We start from the raw sequence: 22,416 nt of genomic DNA, 5'->3' as shown, positions 1-22,416 counted from the left end.
GCCCGTTTTACTTGTCGACGCCGCCCCAGATCGCCTCGGCGGTCCGGACGACGAGATCGAGTTTCCGCTTCTGGTCGTCTTCGGTAATCTTATTGCCTTCCTCGGTCGAGGCGAAGCCGCACTGCGGCGCGATGCCGAGCTGGCCGATGTCGGCGAATTTCGATGCGGCGTCGAACTTGCGCTTCAGGTCGTCCAGTCTTTCCAGGTCGCCGGTCTTGGTGGTGATGAAGCCCGGCAGGACGCGTTTCGCGCCCTTCGGCAACAGCCGCAGCGGCTCCAGTCCGCCGGCACGGTCGGAATCGTATTCCATGAAATAGATGTCGACGCCGGTCTGGTTGAACACGGCATCTGCGGCCGGGTCGTAGGCGCCCTCGGCCACCCAGGTCGACTGGAAGTTGCCGCGGCACATATGCATGCCGATCAGCATGTCGTCGGGCCTGGCGGCGATCGCGTCATGCATCATCCCGGCGTATTGTTCGATAAGCCAGTCGGGATCGAGGCCGTCAGCGGCCTTCTGGGCACGGATCTTCGGATCGCACAGGTAAGCGAAGAAGATATCGTCCATCTGCAGGTAACGGCAGCCCGCGTCGTAGAATGCCTTGACCGCCTTGGCGTAGGTTCTGGCAAGATCGGCGAAAAGGAACTCGAGATCCTGATACTCCTTGGGATGGATGTCCTCCTTCGCCGTGCGGAAATGACAGCAACTCGGCCCGGGAATCGAGATTTTCGGCGTCACCCCGGTCACCGACGCCAGATAGCGGTAATGCTCCAGCATCGGGTGGTCGTCCGGAAAATCGAGCTTTTCCTTGATGGTCGGAAAGATCGGCCGCAGGGTTGCGCCGTGGAACTGGACGCCGTCCGTCCGTTCCTCCATTTCGAAGCCGGTCAGTCCGCCCATGAAATCGTAGTGCCAGAAGGAGCGGCGATATTCGCCGTCGGTCACCGCCATCAGGCCGGCGTTTTCCTGCATCCTCACCGCGTCGCGGATCGCCGCATCCTCGATTTCGCGCAGCTCTTCCCTGTCGATCACCTTGTCTTCGAAGTAGCGCTTGCGGGCTTCCTTGACCGCTGCCGGACGCAGCAGGCTGCCGACGTGGTCGGCGCGGTAAGGCGGCTTTGAAGTGGTGGCGGTCGGCATCTGATACTCCTCCATCTGACCTCTGTACGGGCCATCGTGTGCTGTCGCCACCGTAGCGAAGCCGGTGCTGTTCTGCAAAATCGTCCTGCAGTATAACGAAAGGAAAACAAACGACGAAAAGCAACGGGAGGAACACATGAACAGACTGGCATTCATAATTTCCGCCATGCTCGCATTCGCCGCCATGACGGTCGCAACCCTGGCACAGGAAGTGACGCTCAGGCTCCACCAGATGCTGCCGGCGCAAGCGACGATACCGGCCAAGGCACTGACGCCTTGGGCCGAGAAAGTGATGGCCGACTCCGGCGGCCGCATCAAGGTCGAGCTCTACCCGGCAATGCAACTCGGCGGCAAACCGCCGGAGCTCTACGATCAGGTCAAGGACGGCGTCGTCGACCTTACCTGGACCGTCATCGGCTACACGCCAGGCCGATTCCCGACTACCGAGGCGTTCGAATTGCCGTTCATGGTGACCACCGGAGAGGCGACATCGAAAGCCTTCCACGAATATTGCGAGAAACACTGCGCCAAGGAATTCGAGGGGGTGAAGGTCATCGCTTGGCACACCCATGGTCCCGGCCTGATCCATTCGAGAAATGCCGTCAACAAGCTGGAAGACCTCAACGGCATGAAGCTGCGCGGCGCGTCGCGGGTGATCAACCAGATGCTGGAGAAGCTCGGCGCGGCGCCGATCGGCATGCCGGTTCCGGCCGTGCCGGAATCGCTCTCGAAGGGCGTCATCGACGGAGCGACCATTCCTTGGGAGGTGACGCCTTCCCTCAAGGTCGCGGAACTGGTGACCAATCACACAGGCTTTTCCGGAGAGCACGGCCTCTACACGGCCACTTTCGTGTTCGCGATGAACCCGGGCTCATACGAAAAACTGCCTGACGATCTGAAGAAGGTCATCGACGCGAATTCCGGTGTGGCCGCCGCCGCCATGATGGGCAGGGCGATGGACGAGGGCGACAAGGTCGGCCTCGAGATCGCGCAGAAGGCGGGCAATAACATCATCGTACTCGACGATGCGGAAACGAAGCGCTGGCAGGACACGGCCACACCGCTCATCGAGGCCTGGGAGGCGGAAATGACCGCCAAGGGGATGGATGGCAAGGCGCTCGTCGAGGAAGCCCGCCTGCTGATCGAGAAACACGCGAACGGCATGTAAGCCGTTTGTCGGCACGAGGCTCAAGCGTCTCCGTGCGGCGGAACTGGAGGTTCGCCGGTTCCGCCCATGCCGGCCGGGAGCTTGCATTTTCGGACTTGAACTTCCCGGCGATGCCTACAAGGATGCCGCCCGACCAGCGAGCTTTGTCCATGTCCGAAATCGCCACCCTCGCCGCCACCATCTTCAAGCGCGCCGCCGGAACGAAGCGCTTCATTGTCGCCATCGCCGGACCGCCCGGCGCCGGCAAGTCGACCATCGCGGAAGAGCTGCGCGCACTGCTGCCGCAGGATTCGGCGGTCGTGGTGCCGATGGACGGCTTCCACTACGACAATGCTATCCTGGACCAGCGCGGCCTGCGCAGCCGCAAGGGCGCCCCCGAAACTTTCGACCTCGCCGGTTTCGGACATCTCTTGAAACGCATCCGCGACGCCGAACCGGATATCGCGATTCCCGTCTTCGACCGCAGCATCGAACTTGCGCGCGCCGGCGCGGCGATCATCGGCGGCGACATCAAGTTCATCCTTGCGGAAGGCAACTACCTGTTGCTCGACGAGCAGCCGTGGTCGGCTCTCGCGCCGCTCTTCGACCTTGCGGTCTTTCTCGACGTTCCGCGCGACGAACTCGAGCGGCGGCTGCTGCGCCGCTGGCACGAGCACGGCCGCTCCGATGACGATGCCCGCGCCTGGGTCGCCTCCAACGACATGCCTAATGTCGACCGGGTGCTGGAGAAGCGCCGGCAGCCGGACCTGGTCATCCGATCCCAGCGTGCATGATTTCGCAACCAGGCGAGCACCGGCCCCGCGCCGGCTGGCCGCTCACGGTTGACGCGGCGCGAATGCCCGGTCAAACATCCCGCTCCCACGCCAAGCGACAGCTCCGGCCAACAACCGCCACGGACAGAACACGATGGAAAAAGCAGATATCGGCCTTATCGGCCTCGGGGTCATGGGCTCGAACCTGGCGCTCAACATCGCCGAGAAGGGCCACCGCATCGCCGTCTTCAACCGGACGGCAGCGCGCACCACGGCATTCGCGGAATCGGCCGGCGCGTTGCGCGACCGCATCGTGCCCTGCGAAACGATCGAAGCTCTCGCCGCCGCCATCCGACCGCCCCGGCCTGTTATCGTCATGGTGCAGGCCGGCAAGGCCGTCGACGAACAGATCGCGCTGCTGCGCGGCGTCTTTTCCACTGGCGACATCATCATCGATGCCGGCAACGCCAATTTCCGCGACACCGTGCGGCGCTTTTCGGAACTCGAAGGCAGCGGCCTCACCTTCATCGGCATGGGTGTGTCCGGTGGTGAGGAAGGCGCGCGCCACGGCCCCTCGATCATGGTCGGCGGCACCGAGGAATCCTGGCGGCGCGTCGAACCCGTCCTGACCGCGATCTCGGCGAAATACGAAAGCGAACCGTGTGCCGCATGGCTCGGCACCGGTGGAGCCGGGCATTTCGTCAAGACCATTCACAACGGCATCGAGTATGCCGACATGCAGATGATCGCCGAGATCTATGGCGTCCTGCGCGACGGGCTCGGCATGCAGCCCAAGGAAATCGGCAAGGTGTTCGGCGCTTGGAATCGCGGCCGGCTGAACTCCTATCTCATCGAGATCACCGAAACGGTGCTTGCCGCCGACGACCCGAAAACCGGACGCCCCGTTGTCGACATCATCCTGGACCGGGCCGGCCAGAAGGGCACCGGCAAGTGGTCGGTGATCGAGGCCCAGACGCTCGGCATTCCCGCCACGGCAATTGAAGCGGCGGTCGCTGCCCGCGTGCTGTCGTCGATGAAAACCGAGCGCGAAGCTGCCGAGGCTGCCTATGGCAAGCTGCCGGCGGCATCGTTCGGCGATGACAAGGCGGCGGTCCTTGCCGATCTCGAACTGGCGCTTTTCGCCGGCAAGATCGCCGCCTATGCGCAAGGCTTCGCGGTTATGAAAGCCGCGTCGAAGGAATTCGAATGGGGCTTGCCGCTACCGACGATCGCCAAGATCTGGCGGGCCGGCTGCATCATCCGCTCGCAGTTCCTCGGCACCATCGCTGACGCTTTCGAAGACGGCGGCACGATCGACAATCTCCTGATGGCGCCGGCTTTCATCGGCATGATGAAGGAAGCACATCCTTCGCTGCGGCGCATCGTGGCGCGGGCGTCGGAAGCCGGCCTGCCAGTGCCGGCTCTCGCCTCGGCGCTCGCCTATTTCGACAGCTACAGGCAGGCGCGCGGCACGTCCAACCTGATTCAGGCGCAGCGCGATTTCTTCGGCGCACACGGCTTCGAACGCATCGATGCCGAAGGCGCGCACCACGGTCCATGGGCGACGGCGTAAGCTTCGGTCAGGCTATGCCACGGCCCGCGTGCTTGAGCGGACGACAAGCCTGGCGTCCAGCAATCTGGTGAAACCGGTTCCGGTTGGCTTCCGGTCCGGATTGCGGATCAGATCGATCAGCGCGTTTGCGGCGGTCTCGCCGATTTCCATGCGCGGCTGGCTTATCGTGGTCAGCGCCGGGATGAACCGTTCGGCGATGTCGATGTCGTCGAAGCCGACAACCGAAACGTCTTCCGGTACCTTGACGCCGTTGCGATAGAGTTCCGACATGAAGCCGCACGCCATTTCGTCGCTCGAGGCGGTGACGGCGGTCGGCCGTTCCGGCAATTCGAGCCAACGCAAGGCAGCATTGGCGCCTGTGGCCAGCGTGAAATCGCCATCGAAATACCAGTCCGGCCGCATCGGCAGCCCACGCGCTTTCAAGGCATTGTCGAAGCCGCGCCGGCGCTCGCGGGTCAGCACATTGTCGAGCGGTCCCAGGATGTGGCCGATACTTTTGTGACCAAGATCTGCCAGGTGCTCGACCGCGAGTGCCGCGCCACCGGCATTGTCGAAGCGGATCGACGGAAGCCTGGTGCCCTCGCTCCATTCGCAGGCGTAGACGATCGGCGGATGCGAACGGTTACCGGCCGAGAAGAAACGGTCCGGCAGCGAACCGTCCAGCACCAGGATGCCGTCGGCGCGGTTGTTGTGCAGATATTCGCTGAGCGGACCCTCATGCGCACGCGGCTGCCTTGTGTCGGCGATCAGCACGTTGAGGCCCGCTTTCGACGCCGTCGCCTCGATACCGGCAAGGATGCGCGAGAAAAAGGGATTGCCGATATTCGGCACCAGAACGACGATGGCGCCGGCCTGCTTGCGGCGGAGGTTGCGTGCCGTCTGGTTGACCCGGTAGCCGCTGCGCTCGACCGCCTCGATCACGAGGCGGCGTGTTTCCTCGGCAACGCTGGCCGGCGCCGACAATGCGCGGCTGACCGTCGCTGTCGACACGTTCGCCATCCGCGCGACGTCCTGGATGGTCGGCGACGCCTTGTTCACGATCCCTCCGCGCCTCCCCGGCACTTGCCCGGCCTCCGAATGCAGCCTCTTTCTGTCGAGCAGCGATGATCGGAGCAGGTGTAATCGATTGCAAGCCGACCCTAGGTGGTCTGCAAAGCGATTACAATTGCGGAAAGGGCACGCCGGCCTGCTGCGGTACCGGCTTATTGCAGCTCTGCCGGCGACGGTGCCGAAAGGCTCTGCAGGTTCTTGACGTTCTCGCTTTCGATAGCGCCCAGAATCGAACGGGCGAGTTCCCGGCCGGCCAGCCTGACGCTCTCGTTGACGACATAGATCGGCCGCCTGAGCAGATGCAGCAGTCGCGCCGACTGCTTCGAGACGATGTCGATATCCTCGCCGACCAGAAGCCCGGCATCCTCGACGGCCGCCACCAGGGCGAAGGTCGCCTGGCCGCTGCCCGAGACGATGCCGTCCGGCCGGCTCGGCCGCCGCAGCAGTTCGACAGTACGCGCCCTGATCTCGTCGATCGAGTGGTCGATGGTCGCGCCGGTAAAGGGGATTTCCGCCAGCCCGGTATCGCCGAGCGCCTCGAGGAAGCCATTGCGCATGTGGTGGTGGTACGCGAGGTTGGGCGGCGGCGCGAGCAATGCCAGCCGTTTACGGCCGAGCGCCGCGAGCTTGCCCACAGCCTCCACCGCGTAGGCATGATTGTCGAAATCGTGGAAAGGATGCTCGATGCCCATGTCGGTGCGGCCATGGGTGGCGAAGGGAAAGCCGCGCTCGGTCATGTAGCGCACCCGCGCGTCTTTCGGCTCGGTGCGCGAGATGATTATGCCGTCCGCCGACCCTGTGTCGACGACATAGCGCACCGGCTCGAGCGGGTCGTTGGTCCGCGAATAGGGCGTCACGATCAAGTGGTAGGGCGTCTGCGCCAGATGCTCGGAAATGCCGTAGATCAGGTCGGAAACGAAGCCGCCCACCTGCTCCTCGGTGTTGAGCACGAGGCTGATCACGTTGGTCTTGCCGGTGCGCAGGCGCACGCCGGCGCGGTTCGGCCGGTAGCCGACCTGCCGTGCCACCAGCTGGACGCGTTTCTTTGTTTCCTCGCCGATTTCCGGGGCGTCCTTCAGGGCACGCGACACGGTGGTCACGCCGAGCCCGGTCATGAAAGCGATGGTCTTCAGCGTCGGGCGCGCGGCACCTTCCACTCGATCGATGGCATCGTCATTGTCGCCCCTCATGTCCATGCAACTCGCCTTATCAGGCTCCCCAGCCAGACGGCAATTCCCGCGATATGAAGGAGTTGCCGCTGGAGGCTTCATAATCTGAAACGTTACAGGTTTCAACGAGGCTGGCGAAATGTGTCGTTGGTACGGGGCTCGCGGCTGAAACGCTGGGCTGCTTCAGGGCGATTGTTGACGCGGCGCAGCATGAAATGCCGCATCGCAACCTGCTCTGGGTTCGCGAAATAATTCGAATGTCGAAAAAATACCGAGGCTCGGGTTGCGCCATGCCGATAAATCCAATATGCAAAATCTGTAACGTTTCAGTTCTGGGAGGAATATCGATGCGTTTTGGATTTTCTCGTGCCGTGCTTGCCGCGAGTGTTGCCTTTTGTGTCACAGCTCCGGCCTCGGCCACCGATCTCGAAGTAACCCATTGGTGGACATCCGGCGGCGAAGCGGCTGCTGTCGGTGAATTCGCCAAGGCATTCGACGCCACCGGCAACAAATGGGTGGACGGCGCCATCGCTGGCTCGGGCGGTACCGCCCGACCCATCATGATCAGCCGCATCACCGGCGGCGACCCGATGGGCGCCACGCAATTCAACCACGGCCGCCAGGCCGAGGAACTCGTCGAGGCCGGCCTGATGCGCGACCTCACCGACCTCGCCACCAAGGAAGGCTGGAAGGACATCATCAAGCCCGCGAGCCTGCTCGATTCCTGCACGCTGGACGGCAAGATCTACTGCGTGCCGGTCAATATCCATTCGTGGCAGTGGCTGTGGCTCTCCAACGCGGCGTTCGAAAAGGCCGGCGTCGCCGTTCCGAAGAACTGGGATGAATTCGTCGCGGCCGGTCCCGCGCTCGAAAAAGCCGGCATCGTTCCGCTGGCCGTCGGCGGCCAGCCCTGGCAATCGGCGGGCGCCTTCGATGTGCTGATGGTCGCGATTGCCGGCAAGGATGTCTTCATGAAGGTGTTCGGCGACAAGGACGAAACTGTCGCCGCCGGGCCCGAAATCGCCAAGGTGTTCAAGGCGGCGGACGACGCCCGCAAGATGTCGAAGAACACCAATGTGCAGGACTGGAACCAGGCGACCAACTTGGTCATCACCGGCAAGGCCGCCGGCCAGATCATGGGTGATTGGGCGCAAGGCGAGTTCCAGGTTGCCGGCCAGGTGGCGGGCAAGGATTACACTTGCCTGCCCGGGCTCGGCGTCAACGAGATCATCTCAACCGGCGGCGATGCTTTCTACTTCCCGCTGCTGAAGGATGAGGAAAAGGCGAAAGCTCAGGAAGCGCTCGCCTCGACACTGCTCGATCCGAAGACCCAGGTCGCCTTCAACCTGAAGAAGGGCTCGCTGCCGGTGCGCGGCGATGTCGATCTCAATGCAGCCAACGACTGCATGAAAAAAGGTCTCGATATCCTGGCGAAGGGCAATGTGATTCCCGGCACCGATCAGCTGATGTCGCAGGACACCCAGAAGCAGAAGGAAGACCTGTTCTCGGAGTTCTTCTCCAACCAGGGCTTGACCCCGGAAGACGCGCAGAAGCGCTTCGCAGAGATCATCGCTTCGGCTGACTAAAACTCTCCTCCAAAGACACGGATCGGCCGTCCCCGGCCGGTCCGCTCCTTTGCTGCATCCGAAAAGGATCGCCGTGAGCGAAACCGACACAAAGCGCCCCAGCCAGCTGTTCCGGAACCTGAGCGCCAAGATCGCCTCGGTGCCGATGATCCTGACGGCGGTGTTCGTCTTCGTCGGCGGCACGGCCTGGACGATCTTCTATTCCTTCACCAATTCGAAGCTCCTGCCGCGCCTCAACTTCGTCGGCATTGATCAGTACGAGCGCCTGTGGGCAGCACCCCGCTGGCAGGTAGCGATCGAGAACCTCGCCATCTACGGCGTGTTCTCTCTGGTCTTCTCGCTGGTCATCGGCTTCCTGCTGGCTGCCATGCTCGACCAGAAGATCCGCTTCGAGGACACCTTCCGCACCATCTTCCTCTACCCGTTCGCGCTTTCCTTCATCGTCACAGGCCTGGTCTGGCAGTGGCTGCTCAATCCCGATTTCGGCGTTCAGGCCGTCGTGCGCAGCCTCGGCTGGACGGGCTTCGACTTCAACCCGCTCTACAACGCCCAGATCGTCATCTACGGCATCCTGATCGCCGCGCTCTGGCAAGGCACGGGGCTCATCATGTGCCTGATGCTGGCCGGCCTTCGCGGCATCGACGAGGACATCTGGAAGGCGGCGCGCGTCGACGGCATCCCGACCTGGAAGACCTATCTTTTCATTATCATCCCGATGATGCGGCCGGTCTTCATCACAACGCTGGTCATCATCGCCGCCGGTATCGTCAAGGTCTACGACCTGGTCGTCGCGCAGACCAGCGGCGGGCCTGGCATCGCCTCCGAAGTGCCGGCCAAATACGTCTACGACTACATGTTCCACGCCCAGAATCTCGGCCAGGGTTTTGCCGCGTCGACAATGATGCTGGTCACCGTGATCATCGTGGTGGTGCCGTGGGCCTATCTCGAATTCGGGAGGCGGCAGCGTGGCTGACACGACACTCGACCCTTCCGCCATTGCTGCGTCGGAGCCCTACGGGCCGCGGCCGCGGGCTGTCTTTTCGCCGCGCAACATCTTTCTCTACGGCACGCTGATCGTCGTCGCCGTCTATTACCTGCTGCCGCTCTACGTGATGGTGGTCACCTCGCTGAAGGGCATGCCGGAAATCCGCTTGGGCAACATCTTCTCGCCGCCGATGGAGATCACCTTCGAGCCGTGGGTGAAGGCCTGGGCCACCGCCTGTACCGGCCTCAATTGCGACGGCCTCAGCCGCGGCTTCTGGAACTCCGTGCGCATCACGGTGCCGTCGGTCATCTTGTCGATCGCCATCGCCTCGGTGAACGGCTACGCGCTCGCGAACTGGCGCTTCAAGGGCGCCGACATCTTCTTCACTATCCTCATCGTCGGGGCGTTCATCCCCTATCAGGTGATGATCTATCCGATCGTCATCATGCTGCGCGAGATCGGTCTCTACGGAAATCTGTGGGGGCTGGTGATCGTGCATTCGATCTTTGGCATGCCGATCCTGACGCTGCTTTTCCGCAACTATTTCACCTCGGTACCGGAAGAGCTGTTCAAGGCGGCGCGTGTCGATGGCGCCGGCTTCTGGGCCATCTATCTCAAGATCATGCTGCCGATGTCGCTGCCCATCTTCGTCGTCGCCATCATCCTGCAGGTCACCGGCATCTGGAACGACTTCCTGTTCGGCGTCGTCTACACGCGCCCGGATACCTATCCGATGACCGTGCAGCTCAACAACATCGTCAACTCGGTGCAAGGCGTGAAGGAGTACAATGTCAACATGGCCGCGACCATTCTCACCGGCCTCGTCCCGCTCATCGTCTATTTCGTTTCCGGCAAGCTTTTCGTGCGTGGCATCGCCGCGGGCGCGGTGAAGGGTTGACCCGATGACCAGTGTTCTCGTGCGTGACGTATCGCTGAACTTCGGTTCGGTTGAGGTGCTCAAATCGCTCAACCTGGATGTGCCCGAAGGCGAATTCCTGGTCCTGCTCGGTCCGTCCGGCTGCGGCAAGTCGACTTTGCTCAACTGCGTGGCGGGCCTGCTCGACGTCAGCGCCGGACAGATCTTCATCAAGGGCAAGAACGTCACCTGGGAGGAGCCCAAGGACCGCGGCATCGGCATGGTGTTCCAGTCCTACGCGCTCTATCCGCAGATGACCGTGAAGGGCAATCTCTCCTTCGGCCTGAAGAACGCCGGCGTGCCGAAAGACGAGATCGAGAAGCGCATCGCACGCACCGCCGAGATCCTGCAGATCGGGCCGCTGCTCGAACGCAAGCCTTCCCAGCTTTCCGGCGGCCAGCGGCAGCGCGTCGCCATCGGCCGTGCGCTGGTGCGCGATGTCGATGTATTCCTGTTCGACGAGCCGCTGTCGAACCTGGACGCCAAGCTGCGTTCCGAACTGCGCGTCGAGATCAAGCGGCTGCACCAGCGGCTCGCCAACACGATGATCTATGTCACCCACGACCAGATCGAGGCAATGACGCTGGCCGACCGCATCGCGGTGATGAAGGGCGGGGTGATCCAGCAGCTCGACGCGCCGCAGGCGATCTACAACCGCCCGGTCAACCGCTTCGTCGCCGGGTTCCTCGGCTCGCCCGCGATGAATTTCATTGACGGCGAAGTCGGCACCGGTCCGGCCTTCAAGACAGGATCGATTTCGGTGCCGCTAGACCGCTACACATTCGACGGCGCCGACAGCCACACCGGGCCGGCGGTCCTCGGCATCCGGCCCGAGCACATCAGCTTCGGCGACGCGGCCAAGAGCGCACCCTTCTCGCAGCAGGTCCAGGTCGAGCTGGTCGAGCCGATGGGCTCGGACACGCTGGTGTGGACAAAATTCGGCGGCCACAACCTGTCTTTCCGGGTCGAGGCCGAAAAGCCTCTGAATGTCGGAGATCAGGTGCTGATCGGTTTCGATCCCGCACGCGCCTCGATCTTCGACACGGCGGCGGGCAACCGCATCTGACTTCACCCCCAAGACGACGGAATGGATGGACGATACGATGAATTGGTCATTTCAACTTTACAGCGCACGCAACTTCCAGCCCTGGGACAAGGTGCTCAAGATGCTCGGCGAGCAGGGTTACAAGCAGGTCGAAGGGTTTGGCGGCGTCTATGACGATCCGGCGGCTCTGCGCGCCGAGCTCGACAAGAACGGGCTCACCATGCCGACCGGCCATTTCTCGCTCGACATGCTCGAGAATGATTTCGGCGGCGCGCAGAAGATCGCCGAAACGCTCGGCATGAAGATCGTCATCTGCCCGCACATCGCCGCCGACCTGCGTCCCGCCGATGCCGCCGGCTGGCGTGGTTTCGGCGAACGCCTTGCCAAGGTCGGCGAAACCGCCAAGGCGGCGGGTTACGAATTCGCCTGGCACAACCATGATTTCGAGTTCCAGCCGCTCGCCGACGGCTCGGTGCCGCAGGACCATATCCTGTCCGCCGCGCCCGACGTCGGCTGGGAGATGGACGTCGCCTGGGTCATCCGCGGCGGCGCCGATCCGATGCCATGGATCGACCGGCACGGCCGGCGCATCGTCGCCGTTCATGTCAAGGACATCGCCAAGCCGGGCGAAGGCCTCGACGAGGACGGCTGGTCCGACGTCGGCCATGGCACGGTCGACTGGGCCGGGCTGATGAAGGCGTTCGGAACCAAGACCGCCGCCCGCTACTACGTGATGGAACAGGACAATCCGAACGACATCGAGCGTTTCGCACGCCGGTCGCTTGCTTCGGCACAGGCTCTTTGAGGACAATCATGGCTAAGAAACTTGGCGTAGGCATCATCGGCTGCGGCAATATCTCGACGACCTATTTCGGACTTGCACCGCTGTTCAAGGGCATCGAGGTGCGAGCCGGCGCCGACATCAACATGGACGCGGCGAAGGCACGCGCCAAGGAATACGGCGTGCGCGCCGAGACGGTGGACGACCTGCTGAAATCCGACGACATCGACATCGTCGTCAACCTGACGGTGCCGGCGGTCCACTACGAGGTGTCGAAGCAGGCGCTCGACGCCGGCAAGCACGTCTACTCCGAAAAGCCGTTCGTGCTGTCGGTCAAGGAAGGTCTCGACCTGAAAAAGCGCGCCGAGAAAAAGGGCCTGCGGGTCGGCTCGGCGCCCGACACCTTCCTCGGCGGCGCCCACCAGCTTGCCCGCAATCTCATCGACAGCGGCAAGCTTGGCCGCATCACCAGCGGCACCTGCCATGTGATGAGCCACGGAATGGAACACTGGCATCCCAACCCCGACTTCTTCTTCCAGCCGGGCGGCGGGCCGATCCTTGACCTCGGGCCGTATTACATCTCGAACCTGATCCAGCTCATCGGGCCCGTGAAGCGTGTGGCGGCGCTTGCCACCATCCCGGCCAAGGAACGCACCATCACCTCGAAGCCGCGTTTCGGTGAGAAGGTGCCGGTGAACACGCCGACGACCATCCTGGCGCTACTCGAATTCGAAAGCGGTGCTGCCGTCACCTTCAACGCCAGCTGGGACGTCTGGGACCACGGCCACGCGCCGATGGAACTGTACGGCGAGGCCGGCACGATCCACGTTCCCGATCCGAATTTTTTCGGCGGCACCGTGCGTTATTCGAAGACCGGCAAGCCGGTGAAGAAGGCGCCGAAATGGGACCACCCGTTCGGCATTCCGAACCAGAAGCACAAGCAGGGAGCGATGGCCAACTACCGCACGGCCGGCCTCGCCGACATGGCGATCGCGATTGCCGAAGGCCGGCCGCATCGTTGCTCGCTGGAGGCGGCACTGCATGCCATCGACGTGATGACCGGCATCCTGAAGTCGGGAGAGACCGGCAAGTTCGTCGACATGCAGACCACCTGCGAGCGGCCGGCCGCCCTCGGCATCAAGGACGCAAAGGCTCTTCTGGCCAGGAAGAAATAGCGCTAAAGGAGGCGAGGCGCTTTCCCGCGCTTCGCTCTCCCGACTCCTTCCAAGGAATTCGAACATGCCCTGGCAGCCCGCCGACAATCGCTATCAAACCATGACCTACAACCGCTGCGGCAATTCCGGCCTGAAGCTGCCGGCGATTTCGCTCGGCCTGTGGCACAATTTCGGCGAAGACACGCCGCATGAGCGGAAGCGGGCGATCTGCCAGAAAGCCTTCGACCTCGGCATCACGCATTTCGATCTTGCCAACAATTACGGTCCGCCGCCCGGCTCGGCCGAAACCGCCTTCGGCGAAATCCTGCGCACCGACTTCGCCGGATATCGCGACGAACTGATCATTTCCAGCAAGGCGGGCTACCTGATGTGGCCGGGGCCTTACGGCGAATGGGGCAGCCGCAAATATGTGCTGGCCAGCCTCGACCAGAGCTTGAAGCGCATGGGTCTCGACTACGTCGACATCTTCTACTCGCATCGCTTCGATCCCGAGACGCCGCTCGAAGAAACCATGATGGCGCTCGACCATGCGGTGCGTTCCGGCAAGGCGCTCTATGCCGGCATCTCGTCCTACAATTCGCAGCGCACCCGCGAGGCGGCGGCGATCCTGCGCCAGCTCGGCACGCCCTGCGTGATCCATCAGCCGAGCTATTCGATGATCAACCGCTGGGTCGAGGATGACGGCCTGCTCGACACGCTGGAAGGCGAGGGAATAGGCTCGATCGTCTTTTCGCCGCTGGCACAGGGCATGCTGACGTCGAAATACCTGAAGGGCATTCCCGACGACAGCCGCGCCAGCCAGGGCAAGTCGCTGCGGCAATCCTTCATCAACGAAACCACGGTCAAGAACATCAAGGCGCTCAACAAGATCGCCGGCAAGCGCGGCCAGACGCTGGCGCAGATGGCGCTGGCCTGGGTGCTGCGCCGCGGCCGCGTCACCTCCGCGCTGATCGGCGCAAGCCGGCCCGAACAGGTCGAGGATTGCGTTGGCGCCCTGAACAACCGCGACTTCAGCGACGCGGAACTGGCCGAGATCGACCAGTACGCCCGCGAGGCCGACATCAACCTCTGGGCCGCGTCGGCGGAGCGCAAGGGTCCGGCGCGCAAGAAGTAGAAAGTGCCTGCCCCAGCAATGCCAATGGTCCGCAATCCGATCCTGCCCGGCTTCAATCCCGATCCGTCGATCTGCCGGGTGGGGCTGGACTATTACATCGCCACGTCCACCTTCGAGTGGTATCCGGGTGTGCAAATTCATCACTCAACCGACCTGGTGAATTGGCGACTGGTCAAGCGGCCGCTCGACCGCGCCAGCCAACTCGACATGCGCGGCAATCCGGATTCCGGCGGCGTCTGGGCGCCGTGCCTGTCCTATGCCGACGGCAAGTTCTGGCTGGTCTACACCGACGTCAAACGGATCGACGGCAACTTCAAGGACGCGCATAACTATATCGTCACCGCGCCTGCCATCGAAGGCCCGTGGTCTGAGCCGACCTATGTCAATTCGTCGGGTTTCGATCCCTCGCTCTTCCATGACGACGACGGGAAAAAATGGTTCCTCAACATGCTGTGGAACCATGTCTCGCATGGCGTCGGCGGCAGTCCGAAACACCCGTCCTTCGCCGGCATCCTGCTACAGGAATACGACGCCGAGGCCGGCAAGCTCATCGGTCCGGTGAAGAACATCTTTGCCGGCAGCGACCACGGGCTCGTCGAGGGTCCGCATCTCCTCAAGAGGAACGACTGGTATTATCTCACCACCGCCGAAGGCGGTACCGGCTACGACCATGCCGTCACCATGGCGCGGTCGAAAACGATCGACGGGCCGTACGAGTTGCATCCCGACATCCACCTCATCACGTCCAAGGACGCGCCCGACGCACCATTGCAGCGCGCCGGGCACGGCCAGATCGTCGAGACGCCGGACGGCGAGGTTTACCACACGCATCTCTGCTCGCGGCCGCTGCCCGGCGTGCGGCGCTCGCCGCTCGGCCGCGAGACGGCCATCCAGAAATGCGAATGGGGCGCCGATGGCTGGCTGCGGCTTTCCGGCAACGCACCTGTGCCGCGCCTCACCGTACCCGCGCCCTCGGGCATCCCGGAAATCACGACGGAAAAGCCTGGGGAGATTCGCGACGACTTCGACGACCCTGTCCTGCCGCTGGGCTTCCAGTGGCTGCGCACGCCATACCCGGAGCGCCTGTTTTCGCTTACCGAAAAGCCAGGCGCGCTTCGGCTGTTCGGGCGGGAATCGATTGGCAGCTGGTATGACCAATCGCTTGTCGCGCGCCGGCAGGAGCATTTTTCCTTTCGCGCCGAAACCGAACTCAGTTTCAACCCCTCGACCTTCCAGCAGGCCGCGGGACTGGTGCACTATTACAACCGCCACAAATTCCACTTCCTTGCCGTAACCCACGATTCTGAAAAGGGCCGCGTGCTGACTATTCTGAGCTGTCCGGGAGACTGGCCGAACGGCAAGCTTTCGTTTCCCCTGAGCGAGCCGTTGCCCCTTACCGGTGATGGTCCCGTTCGCCTGGCGCTTGATGTTGACGGCGCAGCGCTGAAATTCTTCGTTTGGGACGCCGAAAGATGGAATCTGGTAGGACCAGTTCTTGACGCCAGCGTGATCTCGGACGAAGGTGGCCGCGGCGAGCACGGTTCCTTTACCGGCGCTTTCGTCGGCATGGCCGCCTTCGATACGAGCGGCGCGGCATGTCCGGCGGATTTCGACTATTTCAGCTATGCAGGCCGCGACGGCTGACCGCCGGCCAGGAAAAATCGGGGAGGAACAAGGATGGCGACGACGATCAAGGGGCCGGCAATTTTCCTGGCGCAGTTCGCAGGCGATGCGGCGCCGTTCAATTCGCTGAAGAGCATCGCTGCCTGGGCCGCTGGGCTCGGCTACAAGGGCGTGCAGATACCCACCTGGGACAGCCGCCTGTTCGACCTCAAGAAGGCTGCGTCGTCCAAAGCCTATTGCGACGAAGTGAAGGGCATCTGCGCCGATGCCGGCGTCGAGATCACCGAGCTTTCGACCCATCTGCAAGGTCAACTCGTCGCCGTGCATCCGGCCTATGACAGCCAGTTCGACGGCTTCGCGCCGCCATCCGTCCACAACAATCCCAAGGCGCGGCAGAAGTGGGCGGTCGAGCAGATGAAGTTCGGCGCCAAGGCATCGCGCAATCTCGGCCTCGACGCCTCCGTCACCTTCTCCGGCGCGCTCGCTTTCCCCTATCTATATCCGTGGCCGCAGCGTCCGGCCGGCCTGATCGAGGAAGCCTTCGCCGAACTCGGCAAGCGCTGGAAGCCGATCCTCGACGTCTACGAGGACAACGGCGTCGATGTCGGCTACGAGATCCATCCCGGCGAGGATGTCTTCGACGGCGCCACATTCGAAATGTTCCTCGACGCGGTCGGCGGCCACAAACGCTGCAACATCAACTACGACCCGTCGCACTTCCTGCTGCAGCAGCTCGACTACCTCGAGTTCATCGACATCTATCACGAGCGCATCAAGGCGTTTCACGTCAAGGACGCCGAGTTCAACCCAACCGGCCGCCAGGGTGTCTATTCCGGCTATCAGGGCTGGACCAACCGCGCCGGCCGCTTCCGCTCGCTCGGCGACGGCCAGGTCGATTTCGGCGGCATCTTTTCCAAGCTCACGCAATATGGCTATGACAGCTGGGCAGTGCTCGAATGGGAATGCTGCCTGAAGCACCCGGAAGACGGCGCGGCGGAGGGTGCTCCCTTCATCCAGCACCACATCATCCGGGTCACGGAAAAGGCATTCGACGATTTCGCCGGCGGCACGACTGACAGGAAGCTGCTCAGGGCGATGATGGGAATCTGATCGCCGCAAGCGGCATCAACACAAGACGACGGAGAGAGCGATGGTCGGGGCAACGAAAGTGGAATCAGGCAGCGGACCGATCCGCTACGGCATGGTCGGCGGCGGCCAGGGCGCCTTCATCGGCGCGGTGCATCGCATCGCGGCACGCATGGATGGCGAGTTCCAGCTGGTGGCCGGAGCCCTGTCTTCCGACCCGGCGCGCGCCAGGGCATCGGCCGCCGAGATCGGGCTCGACCCGGAGCGCAGCTACGCCTCCTACGCCGAGATGGCCAAGGCGGAAGCCAAACGCCCCGACGGCATCGAAGCGGTCGCCATCGTCACGCCGAACAACGTCCACTTCCCGGCCGCCAAGGCATTCCTGGAAGCCGGCATCCATGTCATCTGCGACAAGCCGCTGACGGCGACGCTCGCCGAGGCGAAGAAGCTCGCAGCACTCGTCGAGAAAACCGGCAAGGTCTTCGTGCTCACCCACAACTACACCGCCTATCCGATGATCCGGCAGGCCCGCGAGATGGTCCAGAAGGGGCAGCTCGGCGATATCCGCATCGTCCAGGCCGAGTACCCGCAGGACTGGCTGACCGAAGATCTTGCCGCCACCGGCCAGAAGCAGGCCTCGTGGCGTTCCGATCCGAAACAATCGGGCGCTGGCGGCGCCACCGGCGACATCGGCACCCATGCCTACAATCTCGCCCGCTTCGTTTCCGGACTGGAGCTCGACAGCCTTTCCGCCGATCTCGATGCCTTCGTGCCTGGCCGCAAGCTCGACGACAACGCCAATGTCATGCTGCGTTTCAAGGGCGGCGCCAAGGGCATGATCTGGGCAAGCCAGGTGGCGCCAGGTCACGAGAACGGCCTGAAGCTGCGCGTCTACGGCACCAAGGGCGGCATCGAATGGGTGCAGGCCGATCCGAACTATCTGTGGTTCACGCCATTCGGTCAGCCAAAGCAGTTGCTCACCCGCGCCGGTGCCGGCGCCGGGCCCGCGGCAGCCCGCGTCAGCCGCGTGCCGTCGGGCCACCCCGAGGGCTATCTGGAAGGTTTCGCCAACATCTACGCCGAAGCAGCGCGCGCCATCCGCGCCGCCCGCAAGAAAAACGGCAAACCGGCGAAGGATGTCATCTTCCCGACCGTCGCCGACGGCGTCGAAGGCGTTGCCTTTGTCGAAGCCTGCGTGCGCTCGTCCAGGAAGAACGCGGCCTGGACGAAACTCTGATTTCTGGGAGAATGAAAACGGCGGGAATTTTTCCACGCCGTTTTCATTCTGCAGCGCGCCTTGCTTACTGAATGGCAGGACGCGACCCCGGCGAGCATAGAGACGCCACGCATGTTGGCGCCACCATCGCTGGGCGTCCCGATCGATGTATCTGGAATGGATAAACAGCCCCCAATGAGGCTGAACTTCCGGCGTTAAGCCGAGATCAACGAAAGCCGACTGCTCGAGAACGAGCAGCCGGTCTTCTGATTCGAAGCCTGGCGCTACTTCGACTTGGCCGGCTTCTTGGCCGACGACTTCTTGTCGGACGTCAGTGCTTTTGCGGCGATCGAAACAGCTCCGAGCGCGCTCGTTGCCGCAGTCTTTACGCCCTTCGCAACCTTCGACGCTACCGACTTGCCGGCTTTCGGCTTGGCGGCTGCCGATTTTGCAGCAGGTTTTTTCGCAGCTGCCGGCTTGGCGGATTTGGCCGAAGCAGCTTTCGCCGCTGGCTTGGCTGCCGCCTTGCCGTTGGACTTGGCGGCCGGCTTTTTCGCGGGAGCCGATTTGCTGGCCGCCTTGGCGGCAGCGGGCTTGGCCGCGGGTTTTTTCGCAGCTGCGGGCTTCTTCGCGGCCGCCGGCTTGGCGGCTTTTGCAGGAGCCTTGGCGGCGGCCTTCGCGGCAGGCTTTGCCGCCTTGCCGTTGGACTTGGCCGCAGCAGGCTTCTTGGCCGGTGCTGCGGATTTGCTCGCTGCCTTGGCAGCAGCCGGTTTGGCGGCTGGTTTGGTGGCAGCCGCCGGCATCTTGGCGACTGTCTTCTTCGCATCCTTCGACCGCGCGGCGACTGCCGCTGCGGCTCCGGTACCCGCTTTACCCGACTTTGCTGCTGGTTTCTTGACCATGGCGATTTACCCCTTCTCCTCGGTTGCAAGTATCGCGCGAAACTCAACGATTACAAGGTGGTCCCGCTTTTATCGACAGATTTGACGGCAAACCTTTCACTCGGAGCCCGGTTTGGCCCCGGTTTCCGGAAACAGATCGTGATCGAGCAGGGCGCGGCCGAACTGGTAAAGCATGTCCGCAGCTGCGTCGTCTCCGCGACTTTTCAGCCGGTTATAGGCCTTTCCGGCGGCGAAATTCATGCGCTGCGTGGCACCGGCATCGGTTTCATGGAGAGCTTGAGCAATGCATATGGCGATCTCGATGAGCGCCATTTGCAACTGTTCGTTGTCGCTCTTCGTCATCTATTTCAGATACGGCCCGAAGCAGGCCGGGTTGGTGGAAACCCTGCATTCGGCATCGAAACTCCTGGAGCCGGAATGCTGGACGATGCTGGCGAAAGCGCCAGCGAACGCCGCCGAAAGAAGGCAGACGATTCCAATTCTGTGCAGCAAAGGCACGCTCCGTGCATACAGAGCCCCCGTAAACCCGTTGCGTGGATAATATTTCGATAGGATTACCAGTGGCTTAACATCCCGAAATCGGCCAACCTCGCGGATCGGCGCCGCTGACACCCGCTTGCTAACGAGATCAGGACAGCCGATTGTGGGGCCGGCGGGCGCGCTCATTCCGAACCGGCGAGGCAAATAAATGGCAGCCAGGAAACCCATCGACACGGCCCCGAAGGATGGCCGGAAGGTGCAGGTCTATTGGATCGACGCCGACGGCCAGGAGAACGAGTCAATCGCGCAATACCGGTCGCTCGAGCGGCTCAAGGCGGCCGGCGGCGAATGGGACGAAAGCGATGCCGGCTGGTGGGCGTTTGTCGACAGCGACACCCAGAAGCGGATCACCCCGCATTCCTGGACATCCGGCGACGAAGAGGACTAATCCTCGACAATCGGCGGTCCCGGTCCCGCATTGAACGGTTTCGTCAAATTTTCGCCGCGCTTTGTGCGCACGCGAATCTCATGGAACAATATTGCCGCATCATGCGCCCGCGCTATGTCGGAGGGATGAGCAAGCTCATATGGCTTCCCATCGCCGCGGCGGCGTGCTGTAGCATGACCGCCGGCTGCACCCGCACCTCCGACGGCTCCGTCGTGCTGGCCAGGCAGATGTCGCTGCCGCGCGCCCTCGGGGGGACGCCTGCGCCTTCCTATACAGCCCCTTCGCTCCAGCAGCTTCCCCCACCCGCCGGACCGGCTCCCGTCGCGTCCGAACCGAGTTTCGCCGCCCCGGCCCCGCCACGGGCGCCGGCGCGATCGAGGCAAGCCGGCGTCAAGGTATGGAAGCCGGCGGTGGTGAGGGCACCCTTCGCGCGCTCCGACCCGTCGCGCCCGGTCGCATGCCGGAATGAAACAACCGCCAACGGCCGCATTCGAGTCGTCTGCCAGTAGACCACCCTTCGTCCAGCAGCTTCCGGCGTCGCCATGAGCGTTGGCGCCCGACGCAGGATTCACGCGCCTGTCACGAGCCCCGTGATCTTCTGTTCGATGGCGTAAGAGGGAAGCGTCATGGACGATCCGCTGACAAGATTTCTGGTGCCCTGGACTGAAGAAGAGCTCGAAAGGCTCAGGCAACTGGCCGCTCATAATGAGCGCATCGGTTCCATTGCCAGGAAGCTGGGGCGCACCCGCATCGGAATTCGCGCGCGGGCGGTGCAGGACGGCATACGCCTGCGGGAGGATGACAGCTTCGGGACGAGAGCTGTCGATTACAGTCTTTGATTCTGCGGGATCAGGGTGGCGCAGGCGCTGCCCGGCCGCGACGGCCGATCGGGAATGGATGGACTACCGGACCGGATCAGGCAACAGGCCGTCGCGGCCACCAATTCGCCCACGGCATCGGACCGAAAGGTGCGAAGCGGTGTTCGGATGAATCCGATGCGCGAAGGATGTAGAGCGGCATGACGATGCCGTTCAGGCCTGCCGCCCTAGCGGTTCGAACGCGGTTTCATCGTGCCAATGTCGACGATGACGCTGCCCGATATCCTGACGTCCCAGTCGCCCACCTTCACCACGCCATTCTGCAAAGGTGTGTCGGGCTCCGGCTCGAGGACTTCCGCCCGCGGCTTCACGATACGGAAGTCGCCCTCCACACCCGGCAGATCATTGCTCGGCTTCGACGATTGAGCGAGCGCACTGGCGCTGCACAGGCCGAGACAGGCCGCGCCCGCGAGCAAGGCGACTATCCCCGGTGATGTCTTCCACGCTGATCGCATCCCGGATGTATAGGCATCAGGGCCGGTGATTTCAAATCACGGATTCTCCATCGGCGCGACGCGGTCGCGACCATGTGGCCGCCAGGACCGGCGACTTGCATGAGATTTTAGAGGAGAGAAAATTTGGTGGAGCCAAGCGGGATCGAACCGCTGACCTTCTGCATGCCATGCAGACGCTCTCCCAGCTGAGCTATGGCCCCACATCCGGCCGTGGCCGGCGCCGTTTCCGGCAAAGTCCGGCGAGGTCTGGTCCCCGCCGTTGTCGCAGGCGGCTTCTAAACCCGCCTCTCGTCAATATCAAGCCCGCAAATCCGCCTTTTCAGGCGAAAGCAGCGGCGAACCGGCTAACGTGCCGTGCCGCCGCCGGTCAGATTTCGTCGTCGTCGTCGCCGACGCCGATGATGTCGGCAACATCGTCGTCTTCTTCTTCCTCGTCGGCAAGGAAGGTGTCGTCGTCATCGTCGTCGCCCAGGTCGACGTCGTCGTCGTCATCGCCGAGATCGGGCAGGTCGTCGCTTTCGCCCTTGGCCTCGTCGTCAGCTTCCTCGAGCGAAACCACCTCGGGGGCCTCTTCCTCGGCGTCCACTTCCTTCTCTTCGACTTCTTCTTCCTCGACGGCGCTCTCGGAAGCGGATTCGAAGTAGGTGCGCGGATAAGACTTGCCTGTATACGGCGAAACGATCGGATCCTTGTTCAGATCGTAGAATTTCCGGCCCGTCTCCGGGTCGATGCGTTTTGTGCCAAGTTCGGGTTTCACCACGGGTCCAGCCTCGTCATAAAAAGGTTGGTCCCCATAGCCAAGCTTTGCCGCCCTGTCAAAGCCAAAAGACCACGCCGCAAAACGTGCCGGCCCCAACGCTTTTTTCCGGATGACGG

22 protein-coding genes and 1 tRNA gene are annotated in these 22,416 nt (G+C 63.0%); 15 read left to right on the top strand and 8 right to left on the bottom strand.

The window, feature by feature from the left end; translation table 11 throughout:
* Positions 1-7 precede the first annotated feature (7 nt).
* Positions 8-1,138 carry a 5-methyltetrahydropteroyltriglutamate--homocysteine S-methyltransferase gene (locus OHD58_RS05485; RefSeq protein ID WP_263802046.1) on the bottom strand — a complete coding sequence of 377 codons (1,131 nt, stop codon included), beginning with the start codon at positions 1,136-1,138 and terminating at the stop codon, positions 8-10.
* Between the two features lie 136 nt (positions 1,139-1,274).
* Between OHD58_RS05485 and OHD58_RS05480 the strand changes: the two genes are divergently transcribed.
* The 3 genes from OHD58_RS05480 (at position 1,275) to gndA (ending at position 4,631) form a co-directional block, all read left to right on the top strand.
* Positions 1,275-2,306, top strand: a complete 1,032-nt coding sequence (locus tag OHD58_RS05480; RefSeq protein ID WP_263802044.1) for a TRAP transporter substrate-binding protein — start codon at positions 1,275-1,277, stop codon at positions 2,304-2,306.
* 149 nt (positions 2,307-2,455) lie between these two features.
* On the top strand, positions 2,456-3,079 hold the full coding sequence (locus tag OHD58_RS05475) for a nucleoside triphosphate hydrolase (RefSeq protein WP_263802043.1): 624 nt from the start codon (positions 2,456-2,458) through the stop codon (positions 3,077-3,079).
* A gap of 133 nt (positions 3,080-3,212) precedes the next feature.
* On the top strand, positions 3,213-4,631 hold the full coding sequence (gene gndA / locus OHD58_RS05470; protein WP_263802042.1) for an NADP-dependent phosphogluconate dehydrogenase: 1,419 nt from the start codon (positions 3,213-3,215) through the stop codon (positions 4,629-4,631).
* A gap of 12 nt (positions 4,632-4,643) precedes the next feature.
* Here the strand turns inward: gndA and OHD58_RS05465 are convergent, their stop codons facing one another.
* Entirely contained in the window at positions 4,644-5,669 is a 1,026-nt protein-coding gene (locus OHD58_RS05465; RefSeq protein ID WP_263802041.1) for a LacI family DNA-binding transcriptional regulator, read from the bottom strand.
* Between the two features lie 164 nt (positions 5,670-5,833).
* On the bottom strand, positions 5,834-6,877 hold the full coding sequence (locus OHD58_RS05460) for a LacI family transcriptional regulator (RefSeq protein ID WP_412177163.1): 1,044 nt from the start codon (positions 6,875-6,877) through the stop codon (positions 5,834-5,836).
* A 320-nt stretch (positions 6,878-7,197) separates the two neighbouring features.
* Between OHD58_RS05460 and OHD58_RS05455 the strand changes: the two genes are divergently transcribed.
* The 10 genes from OHD58_RS05455 (at position 7,198) to OHD58_RS05410 (ending at position 18,398) form a co-directional block, all read left to right on the top strand.
* Positions 7,198-8,436, top strand: coding sequence for an ABC transporter substrate-binding protein (locus OHD58_RS05455; protein WP_263802040.1), 1,239 nt, complete (start codon positions 7,198-7,200; stop codon positions 8,434-8,436).
* Between the two features lie 73 nt (positions 8,437-8,509).
* On the top strand, positions 8,510-9,409 hold the full coding sequence (locus OHD58_RS05450) for a carbohydrate ABC transporter permease (protein WP_263802039.1): 900 nt from the start codon (positions 8,510-8,512) through the stop codon (positions 9,407-9,409).
* Positions 9,402-10,319, top strand: coding sequence for a carbohydrate ABC transporter permease (locus OHD58_RS05445; RefSeq protein ID WP_412177162.1), 918 nt, complete (start codon positions 9,402-9,404; stop codon positions 10,317-10,319). The genes OHD58_RS05450 and OHD58_RS05445 overlap by 8 nt, the downstream gene beginning before the upstream one ends.
* A 4-nt stretch (positions 10,320-10,323) precedes the next feature.
* Positions 10,324-11,403 (top strand): ABC transporter ATP-binding protein, encoded by a 1,080-nt coding sequence (locus OHD58_RS05440; RefSeq protein WP_263802038.1) that lies wholly within the window; start codon positions 10,324-10,326, stop codon positions 11,401-11,403.
* A gap of 37 nt (positions 11,404-11,440) precedes the next feature.
* The gene (locus tag OHD58_RS05435; protein WP_263802037.1) at positions 11,441-12,187 is read left to right on the top strand and encodes a sugar phosphate isomerase/epimerase family protein; all 747 of its coding nucleotides are present in this window, start codon (positions 11,441-11,443) and stop codon (positions 12,185-12,187) included.
* 8 nt (positions 12,188-12,195) lie between these two features.
* Positions 12,196-13,338, top strand: coding sequence for a Gfo/Idh/MocA family protein (locus tag OHD58_RS05430; protein ID WP_263802036.1), 1,143 nt, complete (start codon positions 12,196-12,198; stop codon positions 13,336-13,338).
* A 64-nt stretch (positions 13,339-13,402) separates the two neighbouring features.
* Positions 13,403-14,452, top strand: coding sequence for an L-glyceraldehyde 3-phosphate reductase (gene mgrA / locus OHD58_RS05425; RefSeq protein WP_263802035.1), 1,050 nt, complete (start codon positions 13,403-13,405; stop codon positions 14,450-14,452).
* Positions 14,453-14,476: 24 nt separating this feature from the next.
* Positions 14,477-16,096: a glycoside hydrolase family 43 protein gene (locus tag OHD58_RS05420; RefSeq protein WP_263802707.1), complete on the top strand. Its 1,620-nt coding sequence runs from the start codon at positions 14,477-14,479 to the stop codon at positions 16,094-16,096.
* 33 nt (positions 16,097-16,129) lie between these two features.
* A complete protein-coding gene (locus OHD58_RS05415; RefSeq protein ID WP_263802034.1) occupies positions 16,130-17,185 on the top strand; it encodes a sugar phosphate isomerase/epimerase family protein in 1,056 nt (351 codons plus the stop codon).
* A gap of 40 nt (positions 17,186-17,225) precedes the next feature.
* On the top strand, positions 17,226-18,398 hold the full coding sequence (locus tag OHD58_RS05410) for a Gfo/Idh/MocA family protein (protein WP_263802033.1): 1,173 nt from the start codon (positions 17,226-17,228) through the stop codon (positions 18,396-18,398).
* A gap of 263 nt (positions 18,399-18,661) precedes the next feature.
* On the opposite strand, the gene OHD58_RS05405 is transcribed toward OHD58_RS05410, so the two are convergent.
* Both OHD58_RS05405 and OHD58_RS05400 read right to left on the bottom strand, forming a co-directional pair.
* Positions 18,662-19,279 carry a hypothetical protein gene (locus OHD58_RS05405; protein ID WP_263802032.1) on the bottom strand — a complete coding sequence of 206 codons (618 nt, stop codon included), beginning with the start codon at positions 19,277-19,279 and terminating at the stop codon, positions 18,662-18,664.
* Positions 19,280-19,375: 96 nt separating this feature from the next.
* Entirely contained in the window at positions 19,376-19,591 is a 216-nt protein-coding gene (locus tag OHD58_RS05400) for a hypothetical protein (RefSeq protein ID WP_263802031.1), read from the bottom strand.
* A gap of 376 nt (positions 19,592-19,967) precedes the next feature.
* Here OHD58_RS05400 and OHD58_RS05395 point away from each other — a divergent pair, with 376 nt between their 5' ends.
* A complete protein-coding gene (locus OHD58_RS05395) occupies positions 19,968-20,207 on the top strand; it encodes a hypothetical protein (protein WP_263802030.1) in 240 nt (79 codons plus the stop codon).
* 626 nt (positions 20,208-20,833) lie between these two features.
* Positions 20,834-21,046 carry a hypothetical protein gene (locus OHD58_RS05390; RefSeq protein WP_263802029.1) on the top strand — a complete coding sequence of 71 codons (213 nt, stop codon included), beginning with the start codon at positions 20,834-20,836 and terminating at the stop codon, positions 21,044-21,046.
* Positions 21,047-21,252: 206 nt separating this feature from the next.
* Here the strand turns inward: OHD58_RS05390 and OHD58_RS05385 are convergent, their stop codons facing one another.
* The 3 genes from OHD58_RS05385 to OHD58_RS05375 all read right to left on the bottom strand — a co-directional run bounded on the left by OHD58_RS05385 (position 21,253) and on the right by OHD58_RS05375 (position 22,300).
* A complete protein-coding gene (locus OHD58_RS05385; protein WP_263802028.1) occupies positions 21,253-21,501 on the bottom strand; it encodes a hypothetical protein in 249 nt (82 codons plus the stop codon).
* Positions 21,502-21,664: 163 nt separating this feature from the next.
* Positions 21,665-21,740, bottom strand: a tRNA-Ala gene (locus OHD58_RS05380).
* A gap of 167 nt (positions 21,741-21,907) precedes the next feature.
* Positions 21,908-22,300 carry a TIGR02300 family protein gene (locus OHD58_RS05375; protein ID WP_263802027.1) on the bottom strand — a complete coding sequence of 131 codons (393 nt, stop codon included), beginning with the start codon at positions 22,298-22,300 and terminating at the stop codon, positions 21,908-21,910.
* Positions 22,301-22,416 lie beyond the last annotated feature (116 nt).

This window comes from Mesorhizobium sp. ZC-5, from assembly GCF_025753855.1.
GTDB lineage: Bacteria > Pseudomonadota > Alphaproteobacteria > Rhizobiales > Rhizobiaceae > Neomesorhizobium.
Note: the sequence above shows the minus strand (reverse complement) of the source record. Positions and strands in the feature narration are given on the sequence as shown.

Coding starts and splice junctions, on each gene's coding strand:
- OHD58_RS05485 (WP_263802046.1), bottom strand. CDS start 1,138: ATGCCGACCGCCACCACTTCAAAGCCGCCTTACCGCGCCGACCACGTC.
- OHD58_RS05480 (WP_263802044.1), top strand. CDS start 1,275: ATGAACAGACTGGCATTCATAATTTCCGCCATGCTCGCATTCGCCGCC.
- OHD58_RS05475 (WP_263802043.1), top strand. CDS start 2,456: ATGTCCGAAATCGCCACCCTCGCCGCCACCATCTTCAAGCGCGCCGCC.
- gndA (WP_263802042.1), top strand. CDS start 3,213: ATGGAAAAAGCAGATATCGGCCTTATCGGCCTCGGGGTCATGGGCTCG.
- OHD58_RS05460 (WP_412177163.1), bottom strand. CDS start 6,877: ATGGACATGAGGGGCGACAATGACGATGCCATCGATCGAGTGGAAGGT.
- OHD58_RS05455 (WP_263802040.1), top strand. CDS start 7,198: ATGCGTTTTGGATTTTCTCGTGCCGTGCTTGCCGCGAGTGTTGCCTTT.
- OHD58_RS05440 (WP_263802038.1), top strand. CDS start 10,324: ATGACCAGTGTTCTCGTGCGTGACGTATCGCTGAACTTCGGTTCGGTT.
- OHD58_RS05435 (WP_263802037.1), top strand. CDS start 11,441: ATGAATTGGTCATTTCAACTTTACAGCGCACGCAACTTCCAGCCCTGG.
- OHD58_RS05430 (WP_263802036.1), top strand. CDS start 12,196: ATGGCTAAGAAACTTGGCGTAGGCATCATCGGCTGCGGCAATATCTCG.
- mgrA (WP_263802035.1), top strand. CDS start 13,403: ATGCCCTGGCAGCCCGCCGACAATCGCTATCAAACCATGACCTACAAC.
- OHD58_RS05420 (WP_263802707.1), top strand. CDS start 14,477: ATGGTCCGCAATCCGATCCTGCCCGGCTTCAATCCCGATCCGTCGATC.
- OHD58_RS05415 (WP_263802034.1), top strand. CDS start 16,130: ATGGCGACGACGATCAAGGGGCCGGCAATTTTCCTGGCGCAGTTCGCA.
- OHD58_RS05410 (WP_263802033.1), top strand. CDS start 17,226: ATGGTCGGGGCAACGAAAGTGGAATCAGGCAGCGGACCGATCCGCTAC.
- OHD58_RS05405 (WP_263802032.1), bottom strand. CDS start 19,279: ATGGTCAAGAAACCAGCAGCAAAGTCGGGTAAAGCGGGTACCGGAGCC.
- OHD58_RS05400 (WP_263802031.1), bottom strand. CDS start 19,591: ATGGCGCTCATCGAGATCGCCATATGCATTGCTCAAGCTCTCCATGAA.
- OHD58_RS05395 (WP_263802030.1), top strand. CDS start 19,968: ATGGCAGCCAGGAAACCCATCGACACGGCCCCGAAGGATGGCCGGAAG.
- OHD58_RS05390 (WP_263802029.1), top strand. CDS start 20,834: ATGGACGATCCGCTGACAAGATTTCTGGTGCCCTGGACTGAAGAAGAG.